Below are 12,415 nucleotides of genomic sequence, written 5' to 3'. Positions count from 1 at the left end.
AATACTTGACAATTAATCAGTTTAGAATTTTTGAAAACATCCTAGAGACGTTCCAGGGAACGTCTCTACGGTTTTAATTCTTGTAGCATTTTACGCAATCCCTGACGCCATTGGGGAGTATGAGTTTCGAGAAGATTGGCTAATTTTTTTCCACTTAAAACCGAATAAGCTGGACGACTTGCTGGCGTTGGATATTCGGGGGTTGTAATTGGAATTACCCGTTCAATTTTTAAGGGAAAACCTAATAGTTTTGCTTCTTCAACAATAGCGATCGCAAAATCATACCAACTGGTTACTCCACTATTTGTACAATGATAAATTCCGTAGGTTTCAGAATTTAAAAGTGGCATTAATTGGACAATCGATTGTGCTAAATCTCCTGTCCAAGTTGGACTTCCTACTTGATCGCAAACAACGCGAATTTCTTCCCGTTCTTTTCCCAACCGTAACATAGTTTTGACAAAATTTCCGGTTCCCCCCACACCATAAACCCAAGCGGTTCTAATAATTGCAAATTTAGCTTGGGTTTCTTGAATTGCAATTTCTCCAGCTAATTTCGATTGACCATAAACACCCAAGGGATGAGTAGAATCAGTTTCAATGTAAGGATGACTTTGAGTTCCATCGAAGACATAATCTGTAGAAATGTGAATTAATTTAGCATTTAATTGTTGACAAGCTTTTGCTAAAATACCGGGGGAAATTCCATTAATTTTCATTGCTAATTCCGGTTCACTTTCCGCCTTATCCACAGCCGTATAAGCCGCAGTATTAATCACCCATTCCGGTTGAATTTCCTCTATTATTTGTTCAATAATTTGAGGTTGAGATAAATCAAGAGTATCCCGTCCTACAGAAACCAACAACCCCATAGCAGTCAGAAAAGGCTGTAATTCTTGACCGAGTTGACCATCTTTTCCAATCAATAAAATTTTTTTCATGAGAAGAACTCCGCCGTTTTTAAGGATTGACCTTCTTGATCCTTTGCTGATAAAATTGGTGTGATTCCATTGAGAGGCCAATCAATTCCGACATCAGGATCATTCCACAGTAAAGAACGCTCGTATTGTGGTGCATAATAATCTGTGGTTTTATATAAGACTTCAGCAATATCTGAAATCACTAAAAATCCATGAGCAAATCCTGGGGGAACCCAAAATTGTCGCTTATTTTCTGCGCTAAGAATGCAACCTACCCACTGTCCAAAAGTTGCAGAAGATTTTCTCATATCGACGGCGACATCAAAAATTTCTCCCGCAACAACACGCAATAATTTACCTTGTGTTTGTTGAATTTGATAATGCAAACCTCGCAAAACACCTTTAACAGAACGAGAATGATTATCTTGTACAAATTCTGAGGTAACTCCAGTCTTTTCAACAAAGACTTTATGGTTAAAACTTTCAAAGAAAAAGCCTCGTTCATCCCCAAAGACTTTGGGTTCAATGATGAGAACATCAGGAATTGAAGTTGGAATAATATTCATGTTCAGGTTAAGCAGTGGTCAGCGACTAAATATTGTACCAAATTATTGCTACAGAAATGAAAACTCAATTAACATTCACTTCAAGGTTAAGAACGGGTTAGTCTTTCTCAACAATTATCTTAATTTCCCCCTTTAACGGGAAAAATTCATGACTATCAGGATTATAGACCCAAGCTTTAATCGTTATGTTTCTCAAGGTCGAAGAGTCGCCCTGACTCATCTCTAAAGTAGAAATTTGCACCTGCCATCGTGCATAATTATAGTGGGGGGAATGTAAGACCTGAACAATATCTGGACTATTTAAACCGACATTGGCATTGGCGAAGAAGGATTGTTGATTTCCTTGAGAAAAAAAGACAAGTTGGGGTTGATTTTGAGTCTGGGGAAAAATTGCCCATCCCTTTAAAGTAATAGAGTCTTGAGGTTTAATTTTTAAGGGTTGATCACGGGAAAAAGGGAAATCAATATAACCATAAAGCTGTTCTGATTCAGGTTTAAAGATTATATTATTTTCCCAATTTCTCAGGTGGACTGTCTGGAGTTTTTTAACACCATCTTGAATCCACCAGGTTGTTTTACTTAATCTTAATAAACAGCGATCAGGATGGATTTTGAAGAAATTAGAGTCTTCTAAATAGTTAATGAGTTCTAAGCAGGTTTTACCCCGTTGTTTATTGATTAAATCTGTTTGTGCTTGAGTGATCGCTATTTCTGATTTTACCCCAATTAAACAAACTAAAATTCCCGCTATAAAACTATAAATCAGTTTCAGACTATAATTTTTGTTTAGAGTTTTAGATTGAGTAATAACAATAAACCAAAGTTGAATCACAGCAATAATTAAAAGTAAAGAATGAGTCGTATATCGAGAAGCATCAATCGCATAATTCGCTCCATAATCATAACGACCTAATGTTATTAAAATTGAACATAAAATAGAAAATATTCCAATCGAAAACCAAGGAGAACAGGATTTAAGTAAATAGTATTGATCTTTTCGGTTTTGGAAACAGTAAAATCCTAATCCTATAAAATTTAATACAATTATTAACCCGATCCCAAGGCTTAAAGTATAAGAATTTGTTAAAGGTGCAGCCATTAAATTAAAAAAGAAGTGACTCGCAGTGAACAATTTTTCGAGAAGTGAAAGATTGATTGTTTTTGGTTCTTGAGTATACCCCAATGAGTAAATTAAAGTTGAAATTGTAAAGAGTATTAACCAGAATATTAAATATTTTTTTCTGAGGTTGGCTTCCTTTGTAAGGACTGTAATGGAAGGAATTAAAGCCAACCAACTCATTAAACCCTGTGCAGATGAAAAACTAGCAATTAAACAAGGAATCGCTGCAATTAATAATTTTTGAGTAGGTTTACGTTGCTCTTGTGTTAAAACAAAACAACTTAAGATTACACATAAATTAATCAAAAACAAAGCAATTTGAAAACCCCAAAGCCAGTTTTCAGATTGAGCTAAGGAGAAAAAGATTAAAGCTATTAATAAATTAGTAAAGTAAAAAAAAGAGTTTTGATTTTTTGAGGTGTTAACGGAAAGTTTATATAACAAAATAAAAGTTAGTATTGCTAACCCTAAGCTAAAAAAAAGCTCTAATTTAATATTCCAACTCGAAATAAACCCTAAAACAATAAAAATTAAACGAGGAAATAAAATTCGATGGTTATTATGAAGTTCAAATAAATCTTTAAATTCTAATGTTCCTGTAGCTGTTTTTTCAAATAAGGCGGGTACAACCCACTGATCATAAAACGGAACATTCACTCCAAACTTAATAATAAATCCAATAATTCCCAAAATCGGGATTAAATATAACAGCCCTAAAATAGTAGTAGGAAAATCGACAAAAAAGGAGGAGTTTTTAGCCATTAGTTACCAATTAAGCTGTTAAGTATTTAAACCATAGAATCCGACGACGCTCATACTACAAGGATTTAACAATTTCCGAATCAGAAATTGATATGCTTAATAGAATATCAGTTACCAACTATTGGTGATTTACAGTAATAACTGATAACTGATAACTGATAACTGATTAAATTACTTCAAGTTTGTAATACTGTTGACTCGACCCGTAAAGCGGTTTAAGAATATATCAAGTACAGACCGTTTACCCACATTAATTTTGGTATTCACTGACATACCTGACTGTAAACCAACCTTAATATTTTTTTGTTCATCTAAGGTAAAGTTTTGCTTATCTAATTTCACTTTTCCTTTAAAAGTAAAATATTGACGGCCCTTTTCTGGATCAGGTTTAATCGCATCTTGGCTTAACCATTTCAACTGTCCGGGAACCATCCCAAATTGATCATTGGGGAAAGCATCAATCGAGACTTCTACTGGAATACAATCTGTATCCGTCACTCCAATTTCTTGTCGAGCTTCTGGAGATTCTGGACAAATACAATCTTTCTCTGCTTTACATTCAATCACTTCTCCAGCCACCGTTTTACCATCATAAGGCTGTAAAAATTTTCGCTTCACTCGTAAAGCATTGAGCACTAAAGCTAAATCAGTATTTCTAATATAAATTGTGGCTTCAAGCCCCTTATCATCAGCTAAAATTTGCATGAGCTTTTCCGTTTGTTGAGCTTCATAATAGGCTTCATTACAACGCTTCATCCTGGGATCGCCCGATTTTAAAACTTGCTCATTGACATAGTTGCAAATTTCATCCTTTTTCATATCGAGTTCAGAATCTTGTTTCGTTGAGGGCTGTAAATCGTAAATTACCCCAGCCACCGGTGAACGTAAGACTTGAGTATCCCGCTGCTCTTCAACTTTTTCCAACTGAGCATTAACATCTCCTAAGCGCTTTTCATTATCCAGTTTATATCGGCTTAGTTGAGAATCAATACTAGCAATTTGTTTTTTATTTTCTTCAACCCGAAGATACAGTTCTTTTGCCCACGCATCTTTTGTATTTTGCAATTCTTGTTCTGTTCGATCAATAGAAGCTAAAACCTTCTGTTTCTCATCTTCTAATCGTCTAATTTCAGCTTGTTGTTTCTCAACGTCACTTTTACGAGCATTAATTTCACTTTGACGGGTTGTGATTTGATCCTGCTGACGTAAAAATTCATTTTGACTTTTCAAAACTTCTTGTTCCTGACGTTTTTTATTTAAGTCAGACATCGCCCCTTCTTCAACCAACGGAGCAATTTGACCCAAAATTGATTGATTCAGATCCAAAGATTCTTGAGACTTATTAAGTTGAGCCTTCGCTAAGTCTAATTGTTCTTCAGAATAGCGAATTTGATTCGTCGCATATTGAACTTGTTCTTGTGTTGCCCGAATCGAATTTTCCGTTTGTTCGAGTTGTCTTTTAAATTCAATAATTCGTCCCTCAACCGCAGACACACGAGATTGAAATTCAGCCCGGTAATTAGCCACTACACCCGATTGAGTAGGGCTATAGTTAATGGCTCGACCTTGATTATTATAAAGTTCATTAATTAAACCCGTTAAAACCTCATTTTCTTGTAGTCTGGCATCGCGATCTTTAACCATTGTTTCCCATTCAGCCGGTAAATTTCCCCTGCCATTTCCCTGAATAATACTATTATAAAATTGGTTTTCCTCCTTCAGAGTTCCTTGTAATTTAGCCAAAGACTTAATATCAGCACTGGGGTTTGTAGGGCTGAAGGTGAGAAGAGGTTGGTTTTTCTGCACACGATCGCCATTTTCAACGTGCAGTCTTACCACCGCACCCGTCGTCGGAGCTTGAATTTCTCTAGCACCTTCTTTATATTCCAGTTCCCCAACAGCAGGAACCGTTTGTTCAATCCGAGAAAAATAAGCCCAAACAACCGTTGAAGTCGTTATCAACATGATCATCCAGAGAAACATATGAGACCACATTGCCGGTTTCTCAAGAATAACAGGTTGATCAATCAGTGATACAGATTTCATAATCAGTTAGTAGTTATCAGTTACCAGTTATCAGTTATCAGTTATCAGTTATCAGTTATCAGTGCAAGAGTTAAGAACCAGTTACAGTTGTTTTCAACACCTAAAAATCTTGATTTTATTTCTTTCACTGATTGCTGTTGACTGTTGACTGATCACTGATTAATGAGCTTCTTGTTGTTGATACAGACAGTAATAACGTCCCTTCAGAGCAATTAACTCATCATGGTTTCCTTGTTCAACAACAGACCCTTGATCCATCATAATAATTGCATCCGCATTTTTGACAGCACTCAGACGGTGAGTAATAAAAAACACCGTGCGATCATGAAACACATCCATTAAGTTATTAATCACAGAGCGTTCCGATTGATAGTCTAAGGCACTGGTCGCTTCATCCAAAATTAACAGTTTAGGATTTTGTAACACTGTGCGCGCGATCGCCACCCGTTGTCGTTGTCCCCCCGATAATGCTGTTCCCCTTTCCCCCACGGGGGTATTGTAACCATTGGGAAGACTCATAATAAAATCGTGTGCCGCTGCAATTTTAGCAGCCCGAATAATTTCGTCACTACTGGCTTCCGGGTTACTCAAGCCAATATTATCCTGAACCGTTCCATTAAACAGGAGGGTATCTTGTAGTACCACCCCCAATTGACGGCGGACAGAATACAGTTCTACTTTATTAATATCGTAACCATCAATTAAAATTCGTCCCGACAAAGGAGCATATAAACGCTGCAACAACTTCATCAACGTACTCTTACCCGATCCACTCAACCCCACAATCGCCACAAAAGACCCAGAAGGAAAATCTAAATTCACATTCGCCAATTGCAACGGCCCAGTTGGATTAAATCGGAAAGATACCTCCTCAAACGTCACCGACCCTTCAATTTCAGGTAACGGAATATTATTGCGATCCGCCTCATCTGCTTCAGGATAGGTATCGATAATGTCCCGCAACCGTTCCACCGAAATTGCCACCTCCTGCACATTTTGATAAACACTAATAAACCGCAACAACGAACCCGTCACATTTCCTGAAATAATCCGAAAGGCAATTAAACCCCCAATGGTTAACTCTTGTTTAATCACCAGATAAGCCCCCACCCATAACAGGGCAATTCCCCCAATCTTATTCAAGAAGTCGCTCATGGTTCCGGCGGCGGTTTGGGTGAGAGTCGTTTGTAAACTCGCACTCATATACCGAGCATACATCCCCTGCCAACGCCAACGAGCCGTCAGTTCAATGGTTTGAGACTTAATCGTTTGAATCCCACTAATCACCTCCACAATATAAGCCATCGATGTCCCCGCCAACTGTGCCCGTTTGCGAATTAGCCGCATAATCACCGGAGAAAAAATCACAATAATCGCCGCAAACAGAGGCAAAGGAGCCAGAGCCACCAAAGTCAGCACCGGGCTCAAAGCAAACATCACCGCCACATAAACCACCGAAAACACCGCATCCAGCACCACCGTTAAAGCCGTTCCCGTCAGGAAATTACGGATATTTCCCAACTCATTGAAACGGCTCATCAAGTCCCCGACTTGTCGAGTATCAAAATACCCCAAAGGCAGCCGCAACATATGGTCAATAATCTCTGCCGTCAGCTTAATATCAACTCGGTTAGAGCTATCCACAAACAAATAAGTTCGCAACGCCGTCAACAACCCTTCAAATAGTGCAACCCCCAACAGCAAAAGACCCAGAATATTCAGAGCATCTAAGTTACGCTGTCCGATCACCGCATCGATGATCACCATACTCACCAAGGGGTTGACCAAACCGAACACTTGAATAAAAAACGAGGATAGCAACACCTCAATAAAGGTGGTGCGATGCTCCATCAAAGCAGGTAAAAACCACCAGAAGCTAAATTGTTCTTTCTGGTCAACTCGTGGGGCTTGTAGTAAGAGTACCTGTCCCTCTTCACCCCAAATTTCGCTGAATTGCCCCGGACGCATTCGGGTGAGACCCTTTTCCGGGGTTGCCAGCACCAGTTCTCGTTCCGTAATACTATAGAGAATGGCAAAACTATCTCCCCACACCACCATAGCCGGAGCTTTCAAGCGACCGATTGCACGGGCTGGAACTTGGACTAACTGAGCATTAATCCCTAACATTTGAGTTACAGCCCCACAAGCCTGCAAGCTGATATTGCCCACTGTCGCCAACTGATTATCTAAAACTCGGCGTACAACATCTTTTTTAAAGTTGATTCCGAAGAATTTAGCAATCATATTGAAGCAAGCCAGAGGGGCGTCAATCTTGCCTCGACCTCTAACAACCGGGAACCGTTGAGCGGATTTAGGCAAATTTGTCGGTTCTGGAATTGGAGGAACATCGGGAGCCGCCGTAACTGCCGATAAGTCTATTTTGCGAACACTAGAAGTTGAGTCCTGAGTAACAACCTCTGAGTCGTGGCTTTCCGGGGGAGATTCTTCTTCATAAACGGGTTCTCGTAAACCAATTAATCGAACTCCCTGTGGCCCTTCCGCTTTGTAAGATTGAGCACTGTCTTCTAATAAAACCCGATTACCCGGAGTAAAACTGCCCAAGGTTCCACTACTGACTAACCAAATCCGATTCGGATCAAGTTGATTTTGGAGCTCCTTGACCTTATTGTTGCCACTCAGCAAGTTCAGCACAATGGCATCTTGCCAAAGATCTTGGGCTAGAGTCTTGATATTGTTAACGGGAACCGCCTGTTGTTGCAGATATTGGCTTAAAAGCTCAAAAATTTCGCTGACAGAGGCATGATCCCGGAACGCCTCTCCAAAAGTGGGTTCTTTAGCCACCCATTGTAGAAAATCCATAGCCGACAGCGTAATACAAATCGTATCCGTTGAAGCGATCGCCGTTTCACAAGGCACCCCTCGGATTAACCCTCCCCAGCCCATAATTTCTCTGGCTCCGAGTAAGCCCAAACTCACATGACGCTGCGCTCTGGGGTCAAAACCCAGCAAACGAGCCTGTCCTTGATAAATAATCGTAATTTGAGTGGGCAATTTATCCCGTTCAAATATCGGTTGTCCGGTGCGGTAGCCCAACAGTTGGCATTTGGGTAGCAAGCTTTGAAGGGCTTTCTCTGAGAGCCGATCAAAAGGGCTGGTTTCAGCCAGAAAGCTCTGAATTTGGGACTGGGAAACGGCAGATGTTGTCATGACACTGAAGACACTGAAGTGCGAAGAGGTTGTAGCGAGCCAACTTGAGCCATTTGCTCTCGTAGCCAATTTTCAAACATTTCGTCAACCATCCGGCGACGCATGGATTCGTCTAATTGAGCCGGAATGAATTTTTCTAACCGAATAATCACAAACCATTCTGCTAGGGGACGAGGTGCCCACAGTTGACCGGGTTGACTCACAGATAAAAGTTTACTAATCGCTGGGTGGGGTTGAGAGACCGGAACTGGCCCTAATAACCCCCCTGTCCGAGATTCTGGCCCTTCTGAATGTTCTCGGGCAACCTCAGCAAAGGTGTTTTCTCCTTCGGCTACCCTAAAATACAGTTCTTGAGCCAAACCTGGATTTTTAGTCCGAATTAAAGAATATACAACTTGATCTAAATTACCTTTGCGACTGAGAAAATAATTTTCGACTCGACCACTCCACGTCTCTTGTTTAAATTTTTCCACTCTCACGGGGCGTTCTGCCATTTCCACCAGTTGTTCTGGGGTCATATCGTAAGCCGCCAGCCAAGCTGCTTTCGCTTCTGGGGAAGTTAGTTGGTGTTGCGAATCAAATCTTTCGAGAGCCGCTGCTCGTTCTTCCTCTGTACAAGTAATCTTAGCGATCGCTTGCTCCAAAATCACTTCGCGCAGAAATAAGGGCATTAACTGATAACGTTTGAGCAGCGATGGTAGATCCTCTGCTGTGATAATAGTTTCTCCGACTTTGAACGCTCCTGTCATTGAACTCTCCAACCGACTTTCACTACCCCTTTCAAATTTACCTTGAGTAGTCCTAGAGTGACTACCGCATCTAATCTCTTTGTCCAAATAATAGCAGACCGTTTACCCCCCCACTGAATTGATCATCTCTAAATTACCTCAACTTCTGGGAAACTGCTGAAAAAAATCTCTTTGGGCTGTTCATACTCATCTTAATCCTTGTCCTTGTTCCTTGCTCTAGTATTACTTGGGTTTGAGATCCACCGATTTTAGAAGACTTGAAAGCATCCCAATCCGTGAATTTCATCCCCTTGAAGCCTGAAAGTGAAAGTTTGCTGTTTATACAGTGACGTGGCGGATAGCTTTTGGGTTCCCCATCACGACTCGGATACTGATGCTCTAGCAGTCTTCTGGTTGTACATCGATTGCTAAAACTGGATGAATGGATCGATTCGGATCAGTACCCTTTGAGTGTTGAACTAAGAAATTAATCATTTGGTTTCTATAAGCATAGATCTTATCGAGACTAATAGAGTCTAAACTCTCAAAGTTGAGTCGAGAATATTGAAAATAAGATTGGGTTACATAGATCCACAGTTCCTGAGAGGATGAATTTGGGGTTAAGTTTTGAGTAATATAAGCTAATAAATTTTCTTGAAAATAAATATATTTTTCTATCTTATCTTGGATTTTACAACCCTCAATACTTGTAAATAGCCAAGTCACAAACTCAGAAAAAAAGTAGTTAGGAATTACCGCATTTTTATAGATAAAAGGAAGTTGATAAGCTCTTTGATATAACATCAATCCCATCAGTTCAGGAATTAAATCACCTGAATATAAACCTTGAGAAAGCCTTTTTTTAATTTCCTCAATCCAATGTTGCTCGATTTCACTGACTTCTTCATCAACGAGATTACTGTTTAAAAAAAGTTGATAAATGGGACGAATTTCTTGGGAATATTTAGTTTCTAACTCGATTGAAGCTAAAGTTAACCAATATTGAACTAAAATTTGGCGAACTAATTGAAGAGTTTCTATAATTTGGGATCGAGGATTATTTTGATATTGACTCATTAAATTTTTTGTTAATTTTAGATAAAATTTTGAATTAAATAAAGCTTTCTGTAAAATTACTTTTTTTAAAGATGGGTTCAAAAACGAATAACTTGAATCTTGCAAGAGTTTTAAATAAAGTCTCTCATAATCTTTGTAATTTTCCTGTTGAGCAATATTAACTTGAGTTTGTTGATTTTTATGAATGAGAAGCGAAGATAAAGCTTGATCTACAAAACCAATTTTATAACGTCCCATAATTCTCCACCACATATCCACGTCCAAAAGTTGGTGAAGATTAGGATCAAATCCTCCTAATTCTTCAAAAACGTGTTTAGGAATTAATACAGTTGTAGGTTCACCAATTTTATTTAACCCTCCCATTAAACAGTTGGAATCGGACAAAAGATCTTGCCCCCATTGAACGGGTTTTAGATTAGACCATTTTTGATGTAAATTAACGGCACCTTTATAAGCAGATTGACAAATAAGATCGGAGGTTGAATTCGGATGAATCACAACTTGACGCGGAGAAAAAATCAAACCAATTTCTGGATCTTGTTCGGCTAAATTCACCATCTCTTCAATACAATTGGGTTCTAACCAATCATCCTGAAAAATAAATTTGATGTACTTCCCTTGAGCTTGTTTAATACAGAAATTGAGATTTTTGACTAATCCATAATTAGAATGAGTCAGAATTCGATAAGGAAGACAAGACTTCTCTTGAAAAGCTTCGGCAATTTTTATCGTGTTATCTGTTGAACCATCATCAGAAATAATAATTTCTAAGTTGGGATAGGTTTGTTCTAAAGCACTTTGAAGAGCAGTTTTTACAAATTCCTCTCCATTATAAGTTGGAATTAATATACTCACCAAAGGAAGAACTTGAATTACATCTGAGTCAGTTTCAACACTAGCAGAATTAGAAATTATAGCTAACTTTTTATTTAAAATTTGATTTTGATTTTGAATTAATTCCAGTTCTTTTTGAGCTATTTCAAGTTTTTGCTTAAGTTTTCTGTTGTTTGTTAATTGAAAAGCATCATGAATTCCTGCGAGATGAATCAAATCAGTATATTTAAAAGAATATTTTTTCTCAATGTATTCAGCCGTTTGAGCATTATTCATCAACTGATATAAGGTAGAAATTCCAAAATACTGATGACTGAGACGATGAACAGTTAAAGCCAATTTTGCAATTAAAAATTGAAGATCACCCGGTGTAATGGGAGGTTGAATTAGGGACTGCTGAGGAAAAATAGTGTTGAAAATCTGGCTAACTTCTGGACTGAGATAATGTTGAAGTAGTTGAGGAATTTCCCAAATATGTCGAATCATATTTTCAGTTGTTACTCCACTAATATTGCTATCGTGAAACCGAAATAAAACCAAGGGTTCAGGTAAAATATAAATTTCAGACTTAAGACATAAACGTATCCAAAAATCTAAGTCATGAACTTGACGTAATCGGGGATCATATAATCCAATTAGATCATAACATTTTTTTTTGATTAAAACACTGGTATTACACAGAGAATTATCACAATAAAAAAAAGAATTTAACCATTGAAAACGATTTTTGTTTTTTTGGGCAAATATTTGTTTAAAAGAAGCTTCTTTTCCCTGATGAAGATTTCCTGTTTTATCAATAATTTCCGCATAGGTAAAAACAGCATCAAACTGAGGATTATTATCTAAAAAATTGACTTGTTTTTCAATCTTATCCGGTAAAAAAATATTATCAGAGTCTAAAATTGCAATGAATTCTCCAGTCGCCTGACGAATACAATGGTTTGCTGCTATACTCACACCTTGATTCTGCTCGAAAGAAAACCAGCGAATTCGAGGATCTGATTTTTCTTGAATGCGTTCTAGAGTTTTATCAGAAGAACCATCATTGGTGATAATAATTTCAAAATCTTGATAGGTTTGGTTTAAAACACTGTCAATTGCTTCTAAAATATATTGTTCTTGGTTGTAAGTGGGAATAATAACGGTGACTCTCGGCATAAAATTATGTTATAAATTGTATTAAATACTGGGAAT

The 12,415-nt window shown here is 38.2% G+C and carries 7 protein-coding genes; all 7 read right to left on the bottom strand.

Going from position 1 to position 12,415, the window contains the following annotated elements; genetic code table 11:
• Positions 1-65: 65 nt before the first annotated feature.
• The 7 genes from rfbD to PL9214_RS03575 all read right to left on the bottom strand — a co-directional run bounded on the left by rfbD (position 66) and on the right by PL9214_RS03575 (position 12,379).
• Positions 66-941: a dTDP-4-dehydrorhamnose reductase gene (gene rfbD, locus PL9214_RS03605; RefSeq protein WP_072717476.1), complete on the bottom strand. Its 876-nt coding sequence runs from the start codon at positions 939-941 to the stop codon at positions 66-68.
• On the bottom strand, positions 938-1,486 hold the full coding sequence (gene rfbC / locus PL9214_RS03600; RefSeq protein WP_072717475.1) for a dTDP-4-dehydrorhamnose 3,5-epimerase: 549 nt from the start codon (positions 1,484-1,486) through the stop codon (positions 938-940). The genes rfbD and rfbC overlap by 4 nt, the downstream gene beginning before the upstream one ends.
• Positions 1,487-1,583: 97 nt before the next feature.
• Positions 1,584-3,368, bottom strand: a complete 1,785-nt coding sequence (locus tag PL9214_RS03595) for a hypothetical protein (protein ID WP_072717474.1) — start codon at positions 3,366-3,368, stop codon at positions 1,584-1,586.
• A 171-nt stretch (positions 3,369-3,539) separates the two neighbouring features.
• Positions 3,540-5,363 carry a beta-barrel domain-containing protein gene (locus PL9214_RS03590; RefSeq protein WP_306341355.1) on the bottom strand — a complete coding sequence of 608 codons (1,824 nt, stop codon included), beginning with the start codon at positions 5,361-5,363 and terminating at the stop codon, positions 3,540-3,542.
• Between the two features lie 210 nt (positions 5,364-5,573).
• Positions 5,574-8,582: an ABC transporter transmembrane domain-containing protein gene (locus PL9214_RS03585; protein ID WP_072717471.1), complete on the bottom strand. Its 3,009-nt coding sequence runs from the start codon at positions 8,580-8,582 to the stop codon at positions 5,574-5,576.
• Positions 8,579-9,331, bottom strand: a complete 753-nt coding sequence (locus PL9214_RS03580) for a peptidylprolyl isomerase (RefSeq protein WP_072717470.1) — start codon at positions 9,329-9,331, stop codon at positions 8,579-8,581. The genes PL9214_RS03585 and PL9214_RS03580 overlap by 4 nt, the downstream gene beginning before the upstream one ends.
• A gap of 378 nt (positions 9,332-9,709) precedes the next feature.
• Positions 9,710-12,379, bottom strand: a complete 2,670-nt coding sequence (locus PL9214_RS03575; protein WP_072717469.1) for a glycosyltransferase family 2 protein — start codon at positions 12,377-12,379, stop codon at positions 9,710-9,712.
• Between the last annotated feature and the right edge of the window lie 36 nt (positions 12,380-12,415).

Source organism: Planktothrix tepida PCC 9214, from assembly GCF_900009145.1.
Classification (GTDB): Bacteria; Cyanobacteriota; Cyanobacteriia; order Cyanobacteriales; family Microcoleaceae; genus Planktothrix; species Planktothrix tepida.
This window is presented reverse-complemented; position numbering and strand designations above follow the sequence as displayed.

Coding starts and splice junctions, on each gene's coding strand:
- rfbD (WP_072717476.1), bottom strand. CDS start 941: ATGAAAAAAATTTTATTGATTGGAAAAGATGGTCAACTCGGTCAAGAA.
- rfbC (WP_072717475.1), bottom strand. CDS start 1,486: ATGAATATTATTCCAACTTCAATTCCTGATGTTCTCATCATTGAACCC.
- PL9214_RS03595 (WP_072717474.1), bottom strand. CDS start 3,368: ATGGCTAAAAACTCCTCCTTTTTTGTCGATTTTCCTACTACTATTTTA.
- PL9214_RS03590 (WP_306341355.1), bottom strand. CDS start 5,363: ATGTGGTCTCATATGTTTCTCTGGATGATCATGTTGATAACGACTTCA.
- PL9214_RS03585 (WP_072717471.1), bottom strand. CDS start 8,582: ATGACAACATCTGCCGTTTCCCAGTCCCAAATTCAGAGCTTTCTGGCT.
- PL9214_RS03580 (WP_072717470.1), bottom strand. CDS start 9,331: ATGACAGGAGCGTTCAAAGTCGGAGAAACTATTATCACAGCAGAGGAT.
- PL9214_RS03575 (WP_072717469.1), bottom strand. CDS start 12,379: ATGCCGAGAGTCACCGTTATTATTCCCACTTACAACCAAGAACAATAT.